Origin of the sequence: Pseudoalteromonas sp. SG41-1, from assembly GCF_014164575.1 — a bacterium.
Taxonomy (GTDB): domain Bacteria; phylum Pseudomonadota; class Gammaproteobacteria; order Enterobacterales; family Alteromonadaceae; genus Pseudoalteromonas; species Pseudoalteromonas rhizosphaerae.
The window spans coordinates 22,072-44,508 of the sequence record NZ_JACJFL010000004.1; the positions used below are offsets into that span (position 1 = coordinate 22,072).

Annotated in this window: 23 protein-coding genes and 2 tRNA genes; 16 read left to right on the forward strand and 9 right to left on the reverse strand. The window is 41.0% G+C overall.

The window, feature by feature from the left end; genetic code table 11:
• Nucleotides 1-11: 11 nt before the first annotated feature.
• On the reverse strand, nucleotides 12-4,067 hold the full coding sequence (locus H5203_RS04510) for a S8 family serine peptidase (protein WP_145240000.1): 4,056 nt from the start codon (nucleotides 4,065-4,067) through the stop codon (nucleotides 12-14).
• A 248-nt stretch (nucleotides 4,068-4,315) separates the two neighbouring features.
• Here H5203_RS04510 and H5203_RS04515 point away from each other — a divergent pair, with 248 nt between their 5' ends.
• Together H5203_RS04515 and H5203_RS04520 are read left to right on the forward strand one after the other, a co-directional pair.
• Entirely contained in the window at nucleotides 4,316-4,786 is a 471-nt protein-coding gene (locus H5203_RS04515; RefSeq protein ID WP_145240002.1) for a DUF2721 domain-containing protein, read from the forward strand.
• A gap of 125 nt (nucleotides 4,787-4,911) precedes the next feature.
• The gene (locus tag H5203_RS04520) at nucleotides 4,912-5,364 is read left to right on the forward strand and encodes a cytochrome c (RefSeq protein WP_182730735.1); all 453 of its coding nucleotides are present in this window, start codon (nucleotides 4,912-4,914) and stop codon (nucleotides 5,362-5,364) included.
• 68 nt (nucleotides 5,365-5,432) lie between these two features.
• Here the strand turns inward: H5203_RS04520 and H5203_RS04525 are convergent, their stop codons facing one another.
• Entirely contained in the window at nucleotides 5,433-6,089 is a 657-nt protein-coding gene (locus H5203_RS04525) for a cytochrome b/b6 domain-containing protein (protein ID WP_182730734.1), read from the reverse strand.
• A 123-nt stretch (nucleotides 6,090-6,212) separates the two neighbouring features.
• Here H5203_RS04525 and H5203_RS04530 point away from each other — a divergent pair, with 123 nt between their 5' ends.
• Both H5203_RS04530 and H5203_RS04535 read left to right on the forward strand, forming a co-directional pair.
• Nucleotides 6,213-6,917, forward strand: a complete 705-nt coding sequence (locus H5203_RS04530; RefSeq protein WP_259401909.1) for an AzlC family ABC transporter permease — start codon at nucleotides 6,213-6,215, stop codon at nucleotides 6,915-6,917.
• Nucleotides 6,917-7,216, forward strand: a complete 300-nt coding sequence (locus H5203_RS04535; RefSeq protein ID WP_145240011.1) for an AzlD domain-containing protein — start codon at nucleotides 6,917-6,919, stop codon at nucleotides 7,214-7,216. Before H5203_RS04530 ends, H5203_RS04535 begins: the two co-directional genes overlap by 1 nt.
• A 27-nt stretch (nucleotides 7,217-7,243) precedes the next feature.
• Here the strand turns inward: H5203_RS04535 and H5203_RS04540 are convergent, their stop codons facing one another.
• Nucleotides 7,244-8,398, reverse strand: coding sequence for an iron-containing alcohol dehydrogenase (locus H5203_RS04540; RefSeq protein WP_145240013.1), 1,155 nt, complete (start codon nucleotides 8,396-8,398; stop codon nucleotides 7,244-7,246).
• A gap of 173 nt (nucleotides 8,399-8,571) precedes the next feature.
• On the opposite strand from H5203_RS04540, the gene H5203_RS04545 reads away from it, so the two are divergent.
• A complete protein-coding gene (locus H5203_RS04545; protein ID WP_182730733.1) occupies nucleotides 8,572-9,444 on the forward strand; it encodes a LysR family transcriptional regulator in 873 nt (290 codons plus the stop codon).
• Nucleotides 9,445-9,539: 95 nt separating this feature from the next.
• Nucleotides 9,540-10,031, forward strand: a complete 492-nt coding sequence (locus tag H5203_RS04550; protein WP_182819428.1) for a glutathione peroxidase — start codon at nucleotides 9,540-9,542, stop codon at nucleotides 10,029-10,031.
• Nucleotides 10,032-10,080: 49 nt separating this feature from the next.
• On the opposite strand, the gene H5203_RS04555 is transcribed toward H5203_RS04550, so the two are convergent.
• On the reverse strand, nucleotides 10,081-10,269 hold the full coding sequence (locus tag H5203_RS04555; RefSeq protein WP_145240019.1) for a PA3496 family putative envelope integrity protein: 189 nt from the start codon (nucleotides 10,267-10,269) through the stop codon (nucleotides 10,081-10,083).
• Nucleotides 10,270-10,675: 406 nt separating this feature from the next.
• Here H5203_RS04555 and H5203_RS04560 point away from each other — a divergent pair, with 406 nt between their 5' ends.
• Nucleotides 10,676-11,473 (forward strand): YggN family protein, encoded by a 798-nt coding sequence (locus H5203_RS04560; protein WP_145240021.1) that lies wholly within the window; start codon nucleotides 10,676-10,678, stop codon nucleotides 11,471-11,473.
• A gap of 83 nt (nucleotides 11,474-11,556) precedes the next feature.
• Here H5203_RS04560 and H5203_RS04565 read toward each other — a convergent pair whose 3' ends face one another.
• Nucleotides 11,557-12,999, reverse strand: coding sequence for a PLP-dependent aminotransferase family protein (locus H5203_RS04565; protein ID WP_145240023.1), 1,443 nt, complete (start codon nucleotides 12,997-12,999; stop codon nucleotides 11,557-11,559).
• Nucleotides 13,000-13,115: 116 nt separating this feature from the next.
• Between H5203_RS04565 and H5203_RS04570 the strand changes: the two genes are divergently transcribed.
• A complete protein-coding gene (locus tag H5203_RS04570) occupies nucleotides 13,116-14,051 on the forward strand; it encodes a DMT family transporter (RefSeq protein WP_145240025.1) in 936 nt (311 codons plus the stop codon).
• A gap of 77 nt (nucleotides 14,052-14,128) precedes the next feature.
• On the opposite strand, the gene H5203_RS04575 is transcribed toward H5203_RS04570, so the two are convergent.
• Nucleotides 14,129-14,899, reverse strand: a complete 771-nt coding sequence (locus tag H5203_RS04575) for a YegS/Rv2252/BmrU family lipid kinase (RefSeq protein WP_310736542.1) — start codon at nucleotides 14,897-14,899, stop codon at nucleotides 14,129-14,131.
• A 406-nt stretch (nucleotides 14,900-15,305) separates the two neighbouring features.
• On the opposite strand from H5203_RS04575, the gene H5203_RS04580 reads away from it, so the two are divergent.
• The 4 genes from H5203_RS04580 to H5203_RS04595 all read left to right on the forward strand — a co-directional run bounded on the left by H5203_RS04580 (nucleotide 15,306) and on the right by H5203_RS04595 (nucleotide 17,157).
• Nucleotides 15,306-15,446, forward strand: coding sequence for a hypothetical protein (locus tag H5203_RS04580; RefSeq protein ID WP_169019719.1), 141 nt, complete (start codon nucleotides 15,306-15,308; stop codon nucleotides 15,444-15,446).
• Nucleotides 15,447-15,657: 211 nt separating this feature from the next.
• A tRNA-Ser gene (locus tag H5203_RS04585) sits at nucleotides 15,658-15,748 on the forward strand.
• Nucleotides 15,749-15,799: 51 nt separating this feature from the next.
• Nucleotides 15,800-15,892: transfer RNA gene (locus H5203_RS04590), tRNA-Ser, on the forward strand.
• A 698-nt stretch (nucleotides 15,893-16,590) separates the two neighbouring features.
• Nucleotides 16,591-17,157 carry a sugar O-acetyltransferase gene (locus tag H5203_RS04595; protein ID WP_259401910.1) on the forward strand — a complete coding sequence of 189 codons (567 nt, stop codon included), beginning with the start codon at nucleotides 16,591-16,593 and terminating at the stop codon, nucleotides 17,155-17,157.
• A 22-nt stretch (nucleotides 17,158-17,179) separates the two neighbouring features.
• Here H5203_RS04595 and H5203_RS04600 read toward each other — a convergent pair whose 3' ends face one another.
• Both H5203_RS04600 and H5203_RS04605 read right to left on the reverse strand, forming a co-directional pair.
• Entirely contained in the window at nucleotides 17,180-17,968 is a 789-nt protein-coding gene (locus H5203_RS04600) for an amidohydrolase (RefSeq protein ID WP_182819429.1), read from the reverse strand.
• On the reverse strand, nucleotides 17,956-19,098 hold the full coding sequence (locus H5203_RS04605; RefSeq protein ID WP_145240033.1) for a methionine aminotransferase: 1,143 nt from the start codon (nucleotides 19,096-19,098) through the stop codon (nucleotides 17,956-17,958). Before H5203_RS04605 ends, H5203_RS04600 begins: the two co-directional genes overlap by 13 nt.
• A gap of 90 nt (nucleotides 19,099-19,188) precedes the next feature.
• Here H5203_RS04605 and H5203_RS04610 point away from each other — a divergent pair, with 90 nt between their 5' ends.
• From H5203_RS04610 to H5203_RS04625, 4 genes are read left to right on the forward strand one after another with little or no spacing between them, the layout of a single operon-like run.
• Nucleotides 19,189-19,806: a methylthioribulose 1-phosphate dehydratase gene (locus tag H5203_RS04610; protein ID WP_149982209.1), complete on the forward strand. Its 618-nt coding sequence runs from the start codon at nucleotides 19,189-19,191 to the stop codon at nucleotides 19,804-19,806.
• Complete coding sequence (gene mtnC / locus H5203_RS04615) at nucleotides 19,803-20,489, forward strand: acireductone synthase (RefSeq protein WP_145240037.1); 687 nt, start codon at nucleotides 19,803-19,805, stop codon at nucleotides 20,487-20,489. Before H5203_RS04610 ends, mtnC begins: the two co-directional genes overlap by 4 nt.
• Nucleotides 20,486-21,028 (forward strand): acireductone dioxygenase, encoded by a 543-nt coding sequence (locus H5203_RS04620; RefSeq protein WP_145240039.1) that lies wholly within the window; start codon nucleotides 20,486-20,488, stop codon nucleotides 21,026-21,028. Before mtnC ends, H5203_RS04620 begins: the two co-directional genes overlap by 4 nt.
• 24 nt (nucleotides 21,029-21,052) lie before the next feature.
• Nucleotides 21,053-21,391: a gamma-glutamylcyclotransferase family protein gene (locus H5203_RS04625; RefSeq protein WP_145240041.1), complete on the forward strand. Its 339-nt coding sequence runs from the start codon at nucleotides 21,053-21,055 to the stop codon at nucleotides 21,389-21,391.
• On the opposite strand, the gene mtnA is transcribed toward H5203_RS04625, so the two are convergent.
• The gene (gene mtnA / locus H5203_RS04630; protein WP_145240043.1) at nucleotides 21,388-22,413 is read right to left on the reverse strand and encodes an S-methyl-5-thioribose-1-phosphate isomerase; all 1,026 of its coding nucleotides are present in this window, start codon (nucleotides 22,411-22,413) and stop codon (nucleotides 21,388-21,390) included. The genes H5203_RS04625 and mtnA overlap by 4 nt on opposite strands.
• Nucleotides 22,414-22,437: the final 24 nt, after the last annotated feature.

Here is a 22,437-nt window from a genome sequence, read left to right on the forward strand (position 1 = left end):
AGGCTATATTACTACTTTTGTTTACGGCGACGCATAAATGCAAACGGTGCTACAAGCAGCGTTAACCATGCTAGAGAACCAGAGTTGTCATTGTCGTCATCATCGTTCGCACGTAGATTGTTAACACCAACAACAACACTCACGGCTTTAGACACATAACCTTTGCTATCTTCAGCTTGAACACTGAATACGATTTCACGGTCAAATTCGTAATCAATTTCGCCAGCAGTAACAATTGTTCCATCTGGATTTACTGAAACTAAATGGCTACCTGATACAATAAAGCGTTCAACTGGTGACACATCAGAATCAGGGTCAGAGAATGCAAGAGTACCAATAGTTGTTCCTAAAGCAACATTTTCATCAATTCTGAAACGTTGATTCATCTCAATCATCGGTGCATGTGAATTAGGATCAATTTCCACGTTAAGCATTACAGTAACAGGTGCAGACTCTAAACCGCTATCATCAGTTAGCGTAACTTCTAACTCAAGTGTTGGCATTGCATAATGATTTAGGCTACCAGTAACGACTAATTCACCCATTTCATTAATTGCAATTACGTCAGAACCTTTAACACTGCCTGAAACAATCATCGTTGCTGAACTTTCGAAAAGCTCCGCTGCTAGTTTACCAATAACAGTACCTTCAGCTGCAGATTCAATCACGTTGAATTTTTGACCTTCAGCAACAACCGGAAGTTCATCAGCTACGTTATTGATTGTTACTGTAAATGTTACTGGTGCAGACTCAGTACCAATAACGTCAACAGCTTTTACTGTGATTGTAATTTCTTTAAGACCAGCTTCTGAGTCAATTAAATCAGTGTTATCAACAATGATATCACCAGTATCAGCATCAACAATAAGACCCGGAGCAGACATACTCAAAGTTTCAAAATAAGCAATATCAAGTGCTGCCTCAGCATCGAGTTTGATTGTGCCAATAGTTAAACCAGTAAGCATTGTTTCGTCGATTGCAAAATCTTCAATTACTAAGTTAGGTACTTTAGGTGCACCAGGAATATCTCGTGGCGCAGATAAATAAACTTTCGTTCCTGCAGGTGATGTAAGAGCAAACGCACCGCTAGATTTAACAACAGCTTTTTGACCTGGCTCTAGTTTAGTGATTGCATTATCTACGCTATCAGTCGCATACATTGTTACTGCAGGGTTCGCTGTAAACACAGTAGAACCAGCTGCACTATCTGTTTCGAAGAATACACCAGCCTGATAACTTGGGTAACCAACTGAAGCTGCAATATTAATTGTTCCTCCCAGCATGTTTGCATCTAATCCTAACAGATTACTACATCCAGAGAAGGTCACTGTATCTTCGCCAGCAGCATGATACATAGGTGTACCCCATTGCCATACATCCTCACCCGCCGCATCGATTTCACCAATTAATGTACGGCTGCGTCCAGGTATTGCAGCATCACGGCCAACATCATTAAGATTCATCATAAAGTGATCATAAACACCGTCATTATCAATATCGAGATTCATACGAACACCGACTTGACGCATATGGGTAATTTCATCTCGTAATTGAATTGAAGAGGTAATAAACACTCCAGAATCACATGTTTCAGATGCATAAGCAGCAAATGTAGTGCTAAGAATGTCAAAATCTATCTCAGCATTTTCAGGGCTAGATGCAACGACCTGCTCAGATGTTGGCTCTACAGCCAGCGCACCAACGTTCTCAACAACTAACTGCGTAGAACCATCGATATCTTCAAAAGAGAATTCTAACTCAGCACCGGCCTTAGGTAATGCATGATAAACAATGTGTAAGTCGTGATCCGTATCGGCTGTTGAAGTATCATCAAATACCAATGCGCCATCAAATTCAGCCATTGTCAGTGACGGACTACGAGCAGCTAGATCATCTTGGCTAAATGGGTTTTCTAATGTCCACTCATGAAGTTTAGATGGATCAACTGTCATGGTTACTTCGAATGTTGTTACCGTATTTGCCGCAACAGTTACACTACGTGGAATATCAAAGCTAACAGCACCTGTATCCACATCATTCATATAACGCTCTTCAATACGAAGGTCATATGTTTTGTCTGCATCAGAGAAGTTTTTCAGCGTCACTGTTTTTGTAAAGCTGGTTGTTTCTGTCATGCGTTCTAAACCGAATGATAACGCAGCCTGTTTAGTTTCATACTCATCATCTTCAACCCATGCTGCGACAGGTAAATTAACCGCCTTTTCAACATCCACTAAGCCTGCACCGATTAAACTAATTGGTGCAAGTGGTGAATCTGGGTTAATACTAATAGGATCTACGGTTACGTTTAAATCAGCCGCATTCATGATTGTCGCTTTTATTTCAAACGCATTACGCTCTGGATGCGCTTCACGAACTAATGCAACAGCACCGGCAGTAATCGGACCTGAGAACGAAGTACCTGTTGCTGGAGCTAGCTGATCTTGTGTACCAGTTGCCGCTACCATAATATCAGTACCTGGCGCTGTAATTTCAGGTTTTAATAAACCATCCATTGATGGACCACGAGATGAGAATGATGCAACTGCACCCGCAGTCACTTTACGCTCAATCGTTATGGTATATGTTGGCATTTCACCGGCCGCTAAAGCAGCTTTCATTGCTGCACCTGCAGCAAAGTTAATGCCAACATTAGGAATTGTTACTGCAGCATCAAAGCCACCCATTGGAGCAGGCGTGCCATCATCAGTATTGTTTGCTATAAATACAAACTTAGCACCACGGTCTTGAGCATTTAATACTTTTGCCGTGAAATTACATGCACCACGGTCAATAATTACCGCTTTACCAGTAAAGTCAGTTTCAGCAGAGAATGCCTCGCAGCCATTTTGGTTTTCTTCAGGGTAAACAACTTCAGCATCGGCATCTGTCATTACAAACGCAGTTTGTGGACCAAAACCTGACGGCTGAATTGTGGTCTCTGCGCCTTCAATTGTGCCTGTTGCAACGCCAACATCATTTGTAGGATGCGTCATCGCGCCAACAGATAATGCGTTAGGAGTTGTAGAAGGGCCACCAATACGGAATGGGTTATCGCCATCATTACCAGCAGAAATAACAACGTTTACACCAGCCTCAACCGCTTTTTGAATTAAGAACTGCGCACCGCCACCGATGTATGTGTCACCAAACTCTCCACCTAAAGACATATTGATTACATCAACACGATCTTCTGAATCACCATCACCATTTGGATCCATAGCGGCTTCTAATGCCGAAACCTGTGCTGCACTTGGACAACCGCCGCCACACACTGAATACACGTATAGCTCCACCGCTGGTGCAATACCTGTTACTGAGTGAGATACAGATGTACCATGGCTTGTTGGTGCATCTTCTTCTGTAGGAGCGGCTGGATCATTTTCAATTGGATCAGCATCATTACGTATGAAGTCATAACCACCCATAACTTGGCCTTGTGGCCAATTTACTGTGGTAGGATCTGCTTGAGCTGCCTCATAAGCTTCAACGGTTCCTTCACCACCAAAAATTTTGTGAGTATAATCAATACCCGTATCTAATACTGCAACAGTTTGCGTTGCACCTGTAACTGTACCATTTACTACTAATGGCGACGCTTTGATGTAGTCAGCGGTTGCTGCAACATGAAGGTCGTAATCAAACATAGGTAAAACACGCTCTACGCGTGAGTCTTTTGCAATTCGATCTAGCGCACCTTGACTTGCTTGAACAATTAACGTCGGTGCCAAAATTTTAGTAGAACCAAGTACTTTTACATTACTATCAAGAGTAAATAACTTATCTTGAACTTGGCTTTGTAACGTTGCTACTTGGTCATAACTTTGACGAGCATCAGAAACATTATAGGCACCTTGCTCCATCATATCAGCTGCTGTTTTTGCCTTTAAAACAACAAGGTATGCTGAAGGTTGATTTTTATTAACAATATCGGTCTGTGATACTGGTGTGTAGCTAGTATTCTTAAGTGCGCTGTTATTTATAGTATTTGCATTTACAGCACCTGCAACTAAGATGCTTGTTACAGCGGTTGCAACCGCCGTTCTTTTTATTAGATTCTTAGACATGATTTCCCCTGGGATATGTTATGTATTATTGTACTTATTGATGATCATAAATTAAGTGCGAGACTAATATAGAACTTCAACACCCAAAATGACAACAATTCGATTACATGTAAATTACAAAAAGCAATGTGAAAATTAACAAACTGACACTAAGTGACTGTTTTAAATAAAAAAACAATCAAAAAAATAAATGTAAATCTTTGTAAACGGAATAATTAAAATCTACCAATGTACCTAAAAGGAAAGCAATGAACTCTGATGTTATAAATATTCTAACAATGGCAAAAGTAATCCAAACAGCCGTTGCGCCAGTTTTTTTAATTACTGGTATTGCTGCTACGCTGGGGGTTTTATCTAATCGCTTAGCTCGAATTACCGACCGTGCTCGTCAACTTGAACGAAAATTAAAGGTAAGTACCGATGAAGAATTTAATTCATCGCTAACAACCGAGCTACGAGCACTGCTGAAACGCTCTCGCTGTATCCATATTGCCTTTAGTTTAAGTGTATTAAGTGCGGTACTTGTTTGCGCCGTGGTCATGCTGTTATTTTTGTCTCATATTCAATCAGTTAATTTAGGTGTTTCCATCGGCAGTTGTTTTGTTGGCGCAATGGCACTACTTATTTGTGCATTTATGTCTTTACTGGGTGAGGTGTTTTTAGCTACTCGTAGTATGCGCAGAGGAATGATCTTTGCTGATATTGATATCAATAATTAAGATACAATCTTAGTTTTATAATTCAATAACAGTTCAGTTTAACCGCAATATACTTGAATAATCTGACTTGCTGATATACAACAGCAACTGTACAAGCAATGAATTACATATAAGGGGCAAAAGGAATGAAGTTAAAGCAATTATTTTTAGGTGCAACACTTTGTGCACTAACATTTGGTGCAACAGCAAACTCTGTATTTGAAGAGCCTAGTGACGCCATTGAGTACCGCCAAGCGGCATTTTCAATGATCCGTGTCCAAATTGGTGATATGGGTGACATGCTAAAAGGCAAAGTACCTTTTGACGCAGAACAGTTTAAGCATCGTGCAAATAATGCTGCTGCATTATCAAAAATGCCATGGGAAGCATTCGTTGCAGGCAGTGATAAAGGTGACACATCTGCATTACCTGCTATTTGGAGCGATAACGAAACCTTTATGAAAAAAGCAGCAGCATTTCAACAATATGCTGACGAACTAGCCGTTGCCGCGCAAACAGGCGATAAAAAAGTAATTGCTAAAGCATTTGGCCCATGGGCTAAAGGCTGTAAAGATTGCCACACATCATTTAAAGACTAATCTTTAATGCGATCATCTTAAAACTAAAACGGCGCTAAATTAGCGCCGTTTTTGATCTGTTAAACAGTTTAACTAAACAAGTAAGCCACAGGCTCTGCGCCCCATGTCATCAGTAATGCCGCAAATACAACGACAAGAATAATTATCGCAGTCCACGGTGATTTTGTTAGCTCTTCATTACTATCATTATTTTTTTCAGCGGCATAGCCCGTAACCATTGCTTTGACTAAATTTTTACCTTTCATGCGATAAATTACAATTGCCACAATATGGAGAATAATCGCGTACAACAATAAATCAAAGTTCTTATGATGCACCCAGCCGGCCCATTCAACTACATTACTTGATACATACTGCACTAATGGGCCATCTGTCAAAATGTCATCGGTGGTCATTAAGCCGCTTACTAACTGCGCCAGTAATAAAATAAAAAATGCCAACACCATGTAGCTGCCCGCTGCGCCATGGCCTGGTTTATTATCTGTTTGTTTAAATGATTTTAGTGCTGCGCTAGGTGAATGAAACAATGCACTTAACTTAGCTGTTTTGCTACCAATCAAGCCCCAAATAAGACGTGTTACTAGTAGCGCTAAGGTGAAAAAGCCAGCCACAAAGTGTAATTCCATCATGCCTTCTTCAGCACTAAAATACAGCGCCGCAATTGCAATAACTAACAACCAATGGAAACTGCGAATAAACCCATCCCATACTTTAATTTTATGCATGCTTAACCTCTTTTGCGTAAAAGCTTATTATTTCAAACTTTTGTTAATTTAGCATCTTTGCTGTTCAGGGTTAATTGATCTATGGCAGACTAAGGGCATTAATTACCGTAATGAATAATATTAATGACACTTAGCACCAAACGCGCACTCCTAAAAGGCTTTTTAGATATGCTACCACTGTGTTTAGCAGTGATCCCTTGGGGGATTTTATGTGGTTCACTGGCAATTCAAAATGGCTTTAGCGCATTTGAAACCCAAGCCATGTCATTATTAGTGTTTGCCGGTTCCGCCCAACTAGTCGCTATAGAGCTAATGGCTGGCAATACGCCTTTATTAACTATTTTATTCACCACCTTCATAATTAGCTCACGGCACTTTTTATACGGCTTAGCGGTGCGTCATAAAGTGATTGATCAGTCGCTACGCTGGCGCTTACCGGTAAGCTTTGTACTCACTGATGAGCTGTTTGCGTTTTCCCATCATCGCAAAGCTTATCGAACTAAAACTCGCTTGATCTACGCGCTCAGTGCCGGCTTTAGCTTTTATATTACTTGGAACTTGTGGACATTAATTGGCATCGTAGCGGGCAGTCTGCTACCTGATCTCACTAATTTAGGCTTAGACTTTGCTATTGCTGCAACTTTTATTGCATTAGTAATTCCTGGTATTAAAAATCTAGCTACATTGGCAACGGTTGTAAGCGCTGCTGTTGTGGCTACCGTTTTAAAAAGCCAGGGGTTTGAATTATGGTTAGTAGCTGCGGCACTATCGGCGATGACTATCGGTTACCTTATTAGCCGTATCCAAGGTAAATTGGAGCATAATTGATGATAACAACTATTTTACTTATGGCATGTATTACCTTTTTTACCCGTTACTTATTTTTACATCGTGACCTACCATTTAAAGTTGGCCCGAAAATGCAGCAGTTTTTAAGTTTTAGCGCACCGGCGGTACTTACCGCGATTTGGGTACCTATTGTGTTTGTAACAGACGAGGGGATAAATTTAGATTGGCAAAACCCATACCTCAGTGCGGCAATAGCAGCTATTATTGTCGCATATAAAACGCATAACATTTACTACACAACACTTGTTGGTATGGGTTTATTTTTGATCTTAAATTAGCGCATTTGTAATGCGCTAAAAGTAGCCTTAAACGCTGGCTAATAAAATTGCACGACTCTTATCAAGCGTGACTTGCTCTCGCTCACCGAGTGCCGTCATCCCATGGCGCTCTAGTTGCGCAACAATTTTGTCTGCGACTTCTTCACCTAAGTTATAATCACTTAAACGCGTTGGCATATTAACACTATGAAAAAACGCTTCTGTTGCTGCAATCGCTTGCTCAATAGCCGTATCTTCATCGCTAATATCAAGGCCTAAAACACGCTCTGCGTATTGTAAGATTTTACCGCGCTTAGTGTCTTTTTGCTCCGCCATCATGCGCGGTAGTACAATTGCCAAGGTTTGTGCGTGATCAAGACCATAAACCGCTGTCATCTCATGGCCTAACATATGCGTTGACCAATCTTGTGGCACACCAGCACCAATTAAACCATTCAATGCCATGGTTGCTGACCACATAATGTTAGCGCGTACTTGGTAATTATCTGGCTCACTGAACGCTTTCGGTCCTTCTTCAAGTAAGGTCATTAAAATACCTTCAGCGAAACGATCTTGAAGTTTTGCACCTACATCATAGGTCAAGTATTGTTCCATGGTATGTACAAACGCATCAACAATACCGTTTGCCACTTGACGTTTTGGTAATGAGTAAGTCACCGCAGGGTCGAGTACTGCAAATTGTGGCTGTACTAATGGACTCGCAAAAGGCAGTTTATCGTGGCTATCAAGGTTTGAAACCACACTAAAAGAATTTGATTCAGAACCCGTTGCTGGCAAAGTCAATACAACACCTAATGCTATTGCTGATTTTACCTCACCGCCTTTAGCTAGAATATCCCATGGCTCGCCGTCATAATTAGCTGCTGCGGCAATAAATTTACTACCATCAATTACCGAACCACCGCCTACAGCAAGAATATAATCAACTTGCTTTTCTTTAACCAAAGCAACGGCTTTCATACATGTTTGGTAACTTGGGTTAGGTTCAATACCGGCAAATTCAAACCAAGTGTGTTCGCTTAACGCCGCAGCCACCTGATCATAAATACCATTACTTTTAATACTGCCACCGCCATAAGTAACAAGTACCTTTGCGTCTGCCGGGATCTCATTTTTGATTAAGGCAATTTGCTGTTCGCCAAAATGAATCTTGGTTGGGTTTGCAAAACTGAAATTTAACATGCTTGCTCCATTGCTTTGAGGTGCTCATTATTTAGTGTGAGCTAAAATTTGCTGACCACCTAATTGTAGGGATTTAAGCATTAATTTAAAGACTAAGCTCAGAGAATCACTTTTGCACAGCTGCAACAATAGATGGTATAAACTATAATTACTTAATATTTGAGAACTAAATTATGTGGCATGGCCTTGATGAATTTTTACATGTGGTTGAACATGGCAGCTTTACCAAAGCAGCCAAAGTCATGGAAGTATCAACTTCCCATATCAGCCGCCAAGTACAGCAACTTGAAAACCGCTTAGGCTCATTGCTATTTCAACGTACCACCCGAAAAATAAGCCTCACCGATGCCGGCCGCGAATATGCCGTAAAGCTCAAAGCAATTAAACAAGAGCTAATTGATGCTAATAATCAACTGCAAGGTGAGCAACGTAAACCCAAAGGGGTCATTAGAATTTCTGGTGCTGGTGAATTTGTTGCATGTCATGTAGCACCTAAAATTGTTGAGTTTGTAAAACGCTACCCTGAGGTTGAAGTAGATATGGACTTCAACAATCGTAATGTCGACTTAGTTGAAGAAGGTTTTGATTTAGCGATCCGTTTTGGCCGTATGCAAGACTCTAACTTAATTGCACGACCACTTAGCCCACGAATCATGACTCTCGTTGCCAGTCCAGAATATTTAGCACATCACCCAACCCCAACTACGCCTCAACAATTAACCGCTCATAATTGCTTAATTGCCATGGGGAAACGTTGGCGATTTAATTTTGCCGGCGATATTAAAGAGGTAAAAGTTGCCGGCAACTGGCGCAGTAACCATCCGCGCGCACTATTATCTGCGACATTAGCAGGCTTAGGCATTGCCCATTTAGCCACTGATATTGTTGATAAGTATATTGAAAACGGGCAACTAATTACCTTACTTGATGAGTTTCAGGTAACAGACAATGCCTCTTGGTTAGTGTATCCACGTAAAGATTTAATGCCATACAGAGTGCGATTATTGATTGAACATTTACTCAAAAGCTTTAATCATGCAAGTTAAAATAAAATGGTCTATGCAATGTGATGATAATTTAAGCTGTATGTCTATCACAACTCAGGATAGAATTTAACAAACAACAATAACTAGAGAGCAACATGAACGACTTCTATCAACTTTCAGCCAGCAATTTGCAAGGCCAAAGCATTGATTTTTCAGATTTCGCAGGCAAAGTTGTGTTAATTGTCAACACTGCCAGTAAATGTGGCTTCACTCCACAGTACGAAGGTTTACAACAATTACATGCAAAATACGCTGATCAAGGGTTAGTAATTATTGGTTTTCCGTGCAATCAATTCGGCAAACAAGAGCCTGACGGCGCAAAAGAAATAGCGCAAGGTTGTTTAATTAACTACGGTGTTGATTTTGTGATGATGAGTAAAATTGATGTTAATGGCGAAAACGCCCACCCCGTATTCAGGCATTTAAAATCAGCATTACCTGGATTTTTAACCCGCAAAATAAAATGGAATTTTACTAAGTTTTTAGTTGGCCGTGACGGCGAGGCAATTAAACGCTTTGCACCATTTACCAAACCGCAGCAAATCGAAGGTGCTATTATCAAAGCCCTTAAAAGCAGTAATATCTAAACTCTAAAAGCAATAAAGAGGCAAATTGCCTCTTTATTTAAATTATCTCTTAGTCGTTTAAATACTCATCTAAGTCATCATCGCCCAAGTTTTTACGCAAGCGTTTTTGCTCAAGGTAGTCTTCCAACTTTTTCTTAACCTTTTGCTTATTCTTGTCGTGTTGATTACGCCCGACCATTTCGTACTCGTCTTCAACAAAATCGTCATCTAGCGCATCGTAACTAAATGTCTTACCCACAACCCACTCCATAAAGTGTTTGAGACCAATTAAGGATTTTTATCACTATCATTGGTAAATTAAAAATGTTCAGCACTATTTCACCGTATGAAAAAGCACCAAAATAAAGCCATAACGCGATTCTAAAATAGTGTTATGTCGATATTGTGAATAAATAGCGCTAAATTTGAGTTCTGGAAAGTGAGAGTTTTTTATCGAAACGATAAGTATATTTTATGTATCAATGTAAATTAGTCAAAATGACTAAAAAATGGCTTTTTTATAACCTCCTAATACAATTTAAAAATAGCAAAAAACAATTAACCCTTTGTTTTTATTTACTAATAATTATTGGCACTAAACTTGATATGTATTAAATACGTTAAATACGTACTGGTCATAATCAACAAATTAGCAGGAAATAAAAATGAAAAAATTACTATTAATAAGTTCTTTATTCATTGCCACAGGGGCAATGGCACACAATGACAATGAGACGAATATTTCTTTTAGCGGCGACACATGTGACGTTGAATTTAAAAATGATGTGCGTATTAAGCCAAATGAATTAGAAATTTTTACAGCTGATAACCACACTATGACTTTTATAAATAGTGGCGAGTTAATGATTGATGGCCAAACTTTGACACTCAACAGTCAACAACACCAAGCTATCAGTAATTATTCAGACAGTCTGCGTAGCCAATTACCAGAAGTCGCGAACATTGCTCTTGAAGGCGTTAAAATTGCCGGGGTCGCCATTGAAGAAGTCGCCAATGCATTTAATATCGATGGCCTAGATAGCATTAATGAATTAATGGCTGATATTCAGGTAGAAGTACAAAACACCTTTTACCAACAAGGCGCTTTTGTAATGGGCCAACAAAGCTTTAGCCAATTTGGCGAAAACTTTGAAAGCCAATTTGATGAGCAAATAGAAAGCGCTGTACAAGCTGCGATGATGCAATCGATGGGTAGTATTTTAATGGCTGTAGGTTCAGAACTAATGGGCTCTGGTGGCGATATGCAAGCCTTTGAACAACGCATGGAAAATATGGGAGCTGAAATTGAAGCCAAAGTTGAGCAACAAGCTAACCAACTTGAAAAACGCGCTGATGCACTGTGCGGTAATTTTTCAACCATTGCTGATCAAGAGCAACAATTAGTTAAACTAGTTCCAGAATTGAAAGACTACCAATTATTTAGTTATAAACAAAATAACTAACTTGAACTCAGGTTCTAAACGCTAAAAGTTTGATATCCCTTTAGCAGCACTCTTTTTTAAAGGTGCTGCTTTTTTATGCCATGCTATTTCTTCGCTAAATGCACTAACTCACCTAGCTTTATAATAGCTTGTTCAATTTTTTCACCCCATGGCAAACCATAACTTAATCGAATACAACTGCGATATTTATTAGTGGCTGAAAAAATATAGCCCGGAGTAATGCTAATGCCACTTTCTAATGCCAGTTGAAATAGTTTTACACTATCGTAAGCCGCACCTAAATCAATCCAGATCACACATCCGCCTTGCGGATCGCTGATCCTAGCGGTACTCGGAAAGGCCTGTTGTAAACACCAAATCATTCGTTCTTTATTAGAACGTAGACGCTGTCGCAGTAGTTTTATATTACGATCATAATCACCACTAACTATAAATTCATATAACGTCCATTGATTGATCAATGAAGTAGAACAACTCAATGCACGCTTATAGCGACGCGCTTTGGCAGCAAACTTTCCGGCAATCAACCAGCCAACACGATAACTCGGCGCCGCAGTTTTAGAAAACGATGCACAGGTTAATACCAACCCTTTTGTTGAGTAAGCCTGAGCGGGTGTACCGCGCTGCGGGGTAAAATGTAAATCACCATACACATCATCTTCAATTAGCACCACATCTTGAGATTCCAATAACTCTACTAATTGTTTACGCTTATGATCAGGCATAAAACTACCCACAGGATTATTGATCGAAGTAGAGAACACACAGGCTTTAATATCGTGATCATGTAAAGCCTGGCTCAGATCATCAAGCCAGATCCCATCATCAGGACACAGCGGGATCTCGAGCGCCTTGAGGCCCAGACTTTCGATCAATTCAATGATACCAAAATAACAAGGTGACTCGATCGCCACCACATCACCTACTTTAGTGACACATTTTAGCGCGATCGCCAGTGCTTCTTGAGCACCGTTGGTGATCACAAGTTCTTGCGAGTCAACACCAATGCCAAAATCTAAATAACGATGGATTAACTGCTTTTTCAATGGTGCAAAACCATCCATCGCACCATAATTTATGGCGCGACTGCCGGCAATCGACATAACCCGGCGCATCGTACGACTTAGCATTTTATCAGTTGGAGCGGCAGCAACAGGATTAGCAATGCCAAACGGTACGACATCGGCTTGATGAATTGCATCATACACTTGCTCAATTAATACCTGCATGTTGACCGAAACTGGCTCACGATTGAGTTTAACCCGCTTTGGCCGCGCTAACTGGGTATGTGCCGTTTTTAAAAAATAGCCTGACTTTTCTCGTGCTTCAACCAAACCTTGTGCCTCAAGTGATTGGTAAGCCAATTTCACCGTCGGAATACTGACATTCAGCTTAGTGGCCATTTTACGTAATGAGGGGAGTTTTTCGCCTGGTAATAGTGTCCCCTGCTCACTCAGCTCACGCACCAGCTGCATTACTTGCTGATATAAAAAGTCATGGTTGGTTTTGCTGATCACCAGCGACATAGTAGACACCTTAAAGCCGTACAATCTGTATAGGTTGCATTTATAGTTTTCTGTGTATGTTAAGTATACAGAAGTATCTTAAAATAAACACTTAATCGACATAATGGACCAAGGCCATGAAAAGTATCGTGCTTTATGCACTAACCGTTTTAATTTGGGGCTCTACCTGGCTCGCAATCGAATTTCAACTTGGCGATATCGCCGTTGAAGTTTCACTATTTTATCGCTTTAGTTTGGCTGCAATTCTAATGTGGGTATGGGTGAATATTAAAAAATTACCGATGAATTATAGTCGTCGCGATCATGGCTTTTTCGTATTACTAGCACTGTGTAACTTTGGCCTTAATTACTTAGTACTTTACTGGGCACAACATTATTTAACGTCAGCCATGGCATCAATCGCCTTTTCAATGTTGTTATTAATGAACATTGTAAATACCCGATTATTTTTTGGTAAACCCATCGCTAAACGTATTTATACGGGTGCATTGATAGGGGTATTGGGCATCATCAGTCTGTTTTGGCCACAATTACAGCAGTTCGACTTGAGTAATGGGGCGTTGGTCGGTTTGCTACTTGCCTTAGCTGGCACCTTTGTGGCTTCATTAGGGAATATGATCAGCGTACGTAACTCTCAACAACGTATTGGCGTCATGCAGGGCAATGCATGGGGCATGTTATACAGCGCTATTGGTTTATTTGTATATGTAATCATCAGCGGTGCCGATTTTAGCCTGTCGGCCCCAGCAAGCTACTGGTATTCATTAGTTTATTTATCGGTGTTTGGGACGGTTATTGCATTTGCATGTTACTTTGCACTACTAAAAAATATCGGCCCAGAACGTGCCAGCTATGTGATTGTGTTATTTCCATTAGTTGCAGTGACTTTAAGTACATTATTTGAAGGTTTTAGTTGGCAAGCCAATACGTTTATCGGCTTTAGTTTAGTACTGCTTGGTAATGCTATTGTACTGACTCCAACAAAAAGAATTAAAGCGTTTATTGAGTCTAATAAAGCATCATTTGCTAATAAACGCTCCATCCCCAGTTAGAATGCGTATATACGCAACTAACGCCAAAAGCGCCTACTTGTTAGGCGCTTTTTTATTACTAACATATTACTCGTCATTTAACATTGCGGCATACAAAAACGCAACGCGAGCGGATGAATAGTCACCACCGCTGGGGTAACGCCTACCAGCTCACCATCTGCTTCGATTGGTAAATCAGGCGTATTTATATAAGCAATTTCTAAGCGCTGGTAGTTGAGCTCTTTCATACCGTGGTGCTTACGTAGCAATAAGCGCACAAAACTGTAGAGGTTACCTAACAAACCACGCGTAGGCACGCGATAGCACTCTAAATAGCCACTATTCAATTGTGCTTTTGGCGCTATTATCAACCCACCACCAAAATAATGATGATTTGCAAATACAGTAATCAAATTACCATATTCGCATTGCTGCCCTGCAAAACTCCCAGCCAAGCGAGAAGGCTGATAAACGAATAAACACTTAAAGCCAGCTAAACTATAACTTAAAGCGGATAATGCAGGCTTGGTTTGCAATGCCTGTACTACATGCGCATCAAAGCCAACCCCCGCAATATTAATAAAGTAACGGCTATTTATTTGGCCAATATCGATTTTTACTTGATGCTCACTAAAAATAGCATTACGCCAAGCTGAGTTTGAACAGCCAAAGCCGCGTGCAAAATCATTACCCGTCCCCTGAGGCAATAACGCCAACGAGCAACTCAATCCCATCAATGCATTTACAGCCAAATGCAGGCTGCCATCACCACCGAGCACAACAACGCGCTTTTGTGACTGAGCCAAAACCGTTATTTTTTGGCAATCATTGGTAAAATGTCCTGTGGTGTAAAAAACAGTGTAACTAATTTGACGTTTTTGACACTGCTCTAATAACCAAGTGCAATTTTTTTTATGTTTTTTTGCGTACTTGGTTTAATAATTATTAGCATCTGGATACTAGCCTATTCAAAAGTAGGGAAATAGACATTTTCAAAAAATAAATTAATCTGAATAATTAGTCACTTTATTTATTATCTAATGCATTAAAATATCAGTGGCAGTGTAATATTGCTTTTAAACAAGTGATTTAGGCGACTTTAAATTTCATAACCATGCATAATACTCAGTACGTACTATCTGAATCATACCTTAATAAAAACAATTCGGATTAGTTATTTCTATCCGACCACCCTAATTTTTATCGTTTTATTTTTGTGCAAAAAAAGCTCAGAATAGCCGTGTTGTCAAAACAGACATAACTCGGAGCAAAGTAATGAACCCAGTAAATACATTAAACGAAAATGCAGCTACTCATGTTGCAGTAAAACCGACCAACCGCAAAGCAAAAATGCTTGCCAGACTTAACCGTTTCGGCAAAAAGCTAGCTCTTGGCGGCGCAGTTCAATACAAGTAATCACCCAACCATGATTACTTTAGCGGTGCAGCAAACACCCAACCACTAAATGAAACTACTTATTTAGCTCCCTCGTTTGCTGCAACCCCTTCTTTAAACTCCCTAAAAACTCCTTTTTTATAAAAAAACCTCTTTTTTAGAACAAAAAAACAGCAAACGATCTTTTTCCTATTTACACACCCCAATCACCTGCGTATTATTCTTTCCCAACGGAGAGATGGCAGAGTGGTCGAATGCACCGGTCTTGAAAACCGGCAGGGGTTTATAGCCCCTCTAGGGTTCAAATCCCTATCTCTCCACCATTATTACGTTTTGGTGGTTCACTCGATTATCAAAATGACAATTTATGCGCCGGAGAGGTGGCCGAGTGGCCGAAGGCGCTCCCCTGCTAAGGGAGTATAGGGTTTGTAGCTCTATCGAGGGTTCGAATCCCTCCTTCTCCGCCATTTAATAACGAAAAAAGCCCCGCAATTTATTGTGGGGCTTTTTTTGTTGTTAAAAATGGCAGAAGGCGGGTGAGAACCCTCGACCAGGGTTCGATAAAATGTCAGGAACATTTTAGGCCGCTGCAAGCGTCGCGAAGCGATTGGTTACATGGACGTAAGCAAGCCCATCCCCACGTTTGACACAAATTTCAGAATGAAAAGCCTATTGTTTTATGTCCGTAACCTTTACACCGATGAAGGTGGGTGAGAACCCTCGACTAGGGTTCGACAAAATGTCTGGAACATTTTGGGCCGCTGCAAGCGTCGCGAAGCGATTGATTACATGGACGTAAGCAAGCCCATCCCCACGTTTGACTTAAATAACAGTATGAAAAGCCCGTTCTGTATAACTATGACCTTTACACCGATGAAGGAGGGTGAGAGCCCTCGACTAGGGTTCGACAAAATGTCTGGAACATTTTGGGCCGCTGCAAGCGCCTCCCGCGATTAATTACATGGACGTAAGCAAGCCCATCCCCACGTTTGACTCGCATCTCAGTATAAATTCTCCAAGCTTTATGACATTCACGGTGGTAAGCCACTCGCCTACAAGTAGTATCTACCGTGATTCTGTAGATACGTCATTTATAACGAAAACTATGCCCTACCACTTCTTTTTGCTAGTGTGCTTAGATAACTCAATTTAAGCACTAGAAACTATGACTAACACCATGACCGAACTTGAAAAAATGCAGCTGGGCTTATCTTATATAGCCTCAGATCCAGAACTCGCAAAAGCACGTACACATGCAAAGTTACTCTGCCATCAATTTAATTTAGCAGATCCAACAACACCTCATGTACGAATTAAATTTATTGCCGAGTTATTAAAACTTAAAGGTAAAGCCTATCTTGAGCCAATGTTTTACTGTGATTATGGGTTTAATATTGAGCTGGGCGATAATTTTTATGCCAACCATAATTTAACTATTTTAGATGTCTGCAAAGTGACTATTGGTAGTAACGTGATGTTTGGTCCGAATGTGATGATCTCAACAGCCACTCACCCGATAGACCCTCTTGAGCGACGCATCACTGAATCAGGCCGCCCTATAACTATTGGAAACGATGTTTGGCTTGGTGGCAACGTCTCAGTATTACCAGGGGTGAGTATTGGTAATAACTGTGTTGTTGGCGCAGGCAGTGTTGTAACCAAAGATATTCCTGCCAACTCGGTAGCCGTGGGTAACCCATGTAAAGTGATCAGAAGCATTGAGGTTAAATAACCTCTTTGGTTATGAGTATGGGTTAATCCTGCAAACTAAACCCATCGGCATCTAAATGCGCCGGGAAACTTTGCTTAAAGAGCTCAAGCGGCTGTTTGTCCAAAGTGATAATAACAACATCAGCTTTGTTATCAGTAGCGGCTGCTAACGTATCACCTTTAAAGTCATACACTGCCGTGCCGCCATTGTGCGCGACGCCATTAGCATCATCACCAATACGATTAACGCCAATCACATAACACTGGTTTTCCATCGCCCGCGCCATTAGTAAGGTGTCCCATACTTTGCGCCTTGCAGCAGGCCAGTTGGCGACATTAACCATCACATCGTAGTCATTGCGATTGCGCTGAAAGACCGGAAAACGTAAGTCGTAACAAACTTGCGGTAAAATTCTAAAGTCATTAAGGGTGAACACTTCACGTTGCTGCCCTGCGGTTACAAAATCGCCCTCTTTGCCCAAGCAAAATAAATGCCGTTTGTCGTAATACTTCACTTCGCCATTGGGCCATGCCCAATAAAAGCGATTAGCTTTTTTATTTCCTTGCGTTACCAATACCGAGCCTGCAATTACCGCATTGCTTGATTTTGCCGACGCGATCATCCAATCAAGCACTTTGCCTTGCTTTAACTGATGATCCGGCTCTGCGCAATCAAGGTTAATAGCAAAGCCGGTGGCAAAGGTTTCTGGCAATAAAATAAGCTCTACTGATTTATCTATATCAGCTATTTTATTGCCAAAGTGTGCCAAGTTGGCGTCTTTATCTAACCAATTAAGCGATGTTTGTATCAGTGCTATAGTTAAAGTTGACATAAAATCTCCGCGGCTTGTAATAGCGTGGCGTCATTTTTGGCAAAGCATAAGCGAATAACTTTATCGTTGCTTGGTTGCTGATAAAACACGCTTAGTGGAATGGCTGCAACGCCTGCTTGTTCTACTAACCACTGGCAAAATTCTACGTCATTTAAATCCGATACATCGCTGTAATCAAGCAGTAAAAAGTAGGTGCCTTCACTTGGTAAAATGGTAAAGCGGCTATCTTTTAGTGCTTTACTAAGTACATCACGCTTTTGTTGATAAAACTCACTGAGCTCATCCACATGCTCACCTTGCTGTTCTAACATATCGGCTAATGCATGTTGTGCCGGCGTAAAGCTTGAAAAAGTCACATATTGGTGAATTTTACGAAACTCGACCGCAAGTGCAGCGGGTGCGATGCAGTAACCCATTTTCCAGCCTGTGCTATGAAAAGTCTTGCCAAAGCTTGAGATCACAAAGCTGCGAGCAAACAATTCGTTATCACGCAGCACACTTAAATGCGGTTGCTGATCAAAAGTAATATGCTCGTATACTTCATCACTTATCAGGTATAAGTCATGCTTAATTACTAAGGCTTTTAGAGCATTAATATCGTGCTGTTTTAACGTTTTACCACTTGGGTTATGTGGGGTGTTGATTATAATAGCCCGCGTTTTGCTATTGATAGCCGCAGCCACCGTTTGCCAGTCAATTGCATAACTCGGAGCATGCAGAGCAATATTGACTGACTTACCACCGGCCAATTCAATCGCTGGCTGGTATGAATCATAAGCGGGGTCAAACACAATGACTTCATCACCTTCGCGCACCAGCGCCTGAATGGCAACAAACAAGGCCTCGGTCGCGCCAGAGGTTACCGTTACTTGCTGCGCGGCATCTATTTCAGCTGCATATTTTCGTTTTGCTAACTGGGCAATTTGTTGCTGCAGGCGCGGCACACCAGATGAAGGTGAATATTGATTAACTCCTTCAAGCACATAATGATTAAGCTGTTTTTTAAGTAGCTCAGGCGCATCAAACTCAGGAAACCCCTGCGATAAATTAATCGCTTCGAATTGATTTGCTAAAGCAGTCATTTGACTAAAAATACTGGTGCCTAAATTTGGCAATTTACTTTCAAACACTGGTTACCCTTAATGATGGTTTTGCGCCCAAAGCGATGCTATCATTGCTGTTAACAGATGTATAGCCGTCTAAAAAAGTATGAGGAATGTATGCATAACAATACCGCTATTTCAGAACTTATAGAAGCAGGAAAGTGGATCAGTCAACGTGGTTGGGTGCCAGCTACGGGTGGTAATTTTTCAGCGCGAACTAACACCGGTTTTGTGGTTACTGCCAGCGGTTTTGACAAAGGTCAATTAGGGTCGCATACCTTTATTGAACTGGATCATGTCGGTAATCGTAGCGCTAGCGCCGCCAAACCCTCAGCTGAAACCGAATTGCATTTGTGCATGTATAAACTTATTCCTGCTGCTAATTATGTATTGCACACTCATTCGGTTGCTGCGACGGTATTATCTCGGGTTATTAAAGGTCACAGCCTAGACTTACACGGCTACGAAATGCAAAAGTCACTAACCGGCATTACTTCACATTTAGACACCTTGAGTATTCCAATCTTTGATAACGACCAAGATATTGATCGCTTGAGTTTATTAGTGAGCGATCACCACTTACACACGCCTATTGAGCACGGCGTGCTTATTCGCGGCCACGGTTTGTATGTAGTGGGTCGCACTATTGGTGAAGTACGCCGTCAATTAGAAGGCCTTGAGTTTTTATTTGCATGTGAGATAGAACGCTTAAAATTAGTAGGATTAGAATCATGATCAAAGCACTGCTGACCGATATTGAAGGCACTATTACCCGTATTTCGTTTGTTAAAGACGTACTATTTCCATATGCCGCAAAGCAGCTCCCCGAATTTGTAAAAACTCATCAAGAGCAAAGCGCTGTAGCTGAACAAATTTATGCCGTAAAAGCGGTTATTGAACAGCCAGATGCCAGTATTGATGTCGTAATTAACACTTTACTTGAATGGATCCGTGACGATAAAAAAATCACTCCATTAAAACAGTTACAAGGTTTGATTTGGCAAACTGGCTATGAAAATGGCGATTTTACCGGCCATTTATACCCAGATGCCTACCACTTTTTAGTTGCACAGCAACAAGCCGGCCAGCAGTTGTATGTGTATTCATCAGGGTCAGTAAAAGCACAGCATTTAATTTTTAACTACTCTGACTTTGGTGATATTCGCTCCTTATTTACTGATTATTTTGATACTCAAGTCGGCGCTAAACAAGAGCAACGTTCATATCACAATATTATTGAGCAACTACCTTTTGCCGCTAATGAAGTGTTATTTTTAAGTGATGTGGCAGCCGAGCTTGATGCCGCCAAAGCCGCAGGTTTAAAAACCTTGCACCTGATCCGTGATGGTCAAGCAAGCTCGCCTGCGCATAACTATATTAACGATTTTAGCCAATTCACTGTGGAGCATTTAGCATGAGCCAACTGACTATTTTTGCTGACTGTAACGGCAATAATGCTTTATTAAACACTCAAGATACAGCACAAATTGCCACCGAGCTTAATAAAGTAAATGTACGATTTGAGCAGTGGCAAGCAACAAAAATGATTACTGCTGATACTAGCCATGAAGCTATTATTTCCGCCTATAACGCTGATATTGAAAGCTTAAAGCAACAAGGTGGTTATCAAACTGTAGATGTTATTTCGCTGGCAAAAGGCAATCCGAACGCTGCAGAATTACGTGCTAAGTTTTTATTTGAGCACACCCATAGTGAAGACGAAGTACGCTTTTTTGTAAAAGGCCAAGGATTATTTTGCCTGCATATTAACGACAAGGTTTACCAAGTACTTTGCAAGCAGGGTGATTTAATTTCAGTACCAGAGCTTACTCCCCATTGGTTTGATATGGGCAGCGATCCTGAATTTACTGCGATCCGTTTATTCAATAATACCGAAGGCTGGGTGGCACAAAGCACCGAATCTGAGATTGCTAAGCAGTTTCCTTTATTGGACTAGATATCTGTTAATAATGGAGTTTAAATGGAAAAGTTGTTTTCATACGGCACACTGCAATTAGAGCAAGTACAGCTTGATACCTTTGGCCGCTTGCTCGAAGGCCAAGCCGATACACTACAAGGTTACGTAGTAGGCGAAGTTGAGATCACCGACGCCGCCGTGCACAAAAGCAGCGGCCAGCGTTTTCATCCAGCATTAATTAAAACAGGCCTGCCAACAGATACAGTAACTGGCACTATTTTTACTATCACCTTAGAGGAACTTGCTAACGCGGATAGCTACGAAGTTAATGACTACATCCGTATTGAAGAGTCATTTAGCAGCGGCATTAATGCATGGGTGTATGTGGCAAAAGGCTGTTAAACCAGCCTTTTTAATTCACCAACTAAAACTTGTTGTTGGTCATAAACGCCAGTATCGAGTACCCAGCCGGTAATAAGCTTAGCGGGGGTTACATCAAATGCGGGATTATATACGTTAGCATTTGTAGGTGCCCATAGCGCTTCACCAAAGCTTCCGCTTACACCGCGCACTTCTGCGCTGTTACGTTGTTCTATTTCAATGTCTGCACCGCATGCTGTGTTTACATCGAGGGTTGTTAGCGGCGCTACTACATAAAATGGGATGTCATGAAAATGCGCCAGTACTGCTAAGTTATAAGTGCCTACTTTATTAGCAAAGTCACCATTTGCAGCAATACGATCTGCACCGACAAAAATTTTATCAACCTTGCCAGCAGCCATTAAACTCGCTGCCATATTATCGCAAATTAAGGTGTAAGGTACTTGCCAGCGCTCAAGTTCAAACGCGGTTAAACGCCCGCCTTGCAATAATGGCCGCGTTTCATCCACCCATACATGAATATCGCCATGACGTTGCTGCGCTTTATAAATAACACCAAGAGCAGTACCAATACCTGCGGTTGCTAAGGCACCAGTATTACAATGTGTGAGAATATTATCGCCGCTGCTAACCAATGCAGCACCATGATTTGCCATGCTTTCACACAAGGCGATATCTTCATTAAACAATGTTACAGCAGCGCTTACAATTGCCGTTACATAATCATCTTGTTGTAATGCAATACGTAACTTTGCCATACAATGCATTAAATTAACCGCAGTTGGCCGAGTGGCTTCTAAATCATCAATCGCCTGCGCTAATGCTACTTTAGCTGTGCCTTGCTCTGCCAAATGGGCAACTAGCAAACTTGCACCTAAACCAATCAGCGGTGCGCCGCGTATTTTTAAGCTTAGAATTAAATCCCTCATACTGGCTACATCATCACATTCGTGCCATACCTGCTGATGCGGCAGTAGGTATTGGTCTAACACGCTTAGTGTATTGTTTTGATATTTTAAACTGCTCGCTATGAGGTCTTGCATGATTGATCCTGAATAATCGTTAGG